The sequence below is a fragment of the Pseudomonas sp. PNPG3 genome, assembly GCF_023093815.1.
Lineage (GTDB): Bacteria > Pseudomonadota > Gammaproteobacteria > Pseudomonadales > Pseudomonadaceae > Aquipseudomonas > Aquipseudomonas asiatica.
The window spans coordinates 1-240 of sequence record NZ_JALLKV010000319.1 but is presented as its reverse complement, the minus strand read 5'-3'; the positions used below and the strand labels follow the sequence as shown (position 1 = coordinate 240).

At 60.8% G+C, this 240-nt stretch carries 1 protein-coding gene; it reads left to right on the top strand.

Annotation, left to right across the window (positions count from 1 at the left end; all coding sequences use genetic code 11):
- Nucleotides 1–16: 16 nt before the first annotated feature.
- Nucleotides 17–240: hypothetical protein (locus MJ643_RS31215; RefSeq protein ID WP_247727388.1), on the top strand; the 224-nt coding region annotated here is incomplete at its 3' end.

Here is a 240-nt window from a genome sequence, read left to right as displayed (position 1 = left end):
GTGCCAGCTGACCTTGTTGTGTGATTCAACCCAGGCGCCAGCCTGGTTCAGCCGGTTTGGCCGCAAGGTGCAGGTGGCAGATACCCGAGCCCCTAGCATTGTCGATGATTTGGTGCAACTGGCCGCTGGTTTTGCCGGCCAGAAGGCCGTGCTGATCCCGACCGAAGAAAAAACCGTGGTCCAAATAAGCGCCGCCCGTGACCGGCTGGCGCCCTACTATCACTTGCCGCTCTGTCCCCA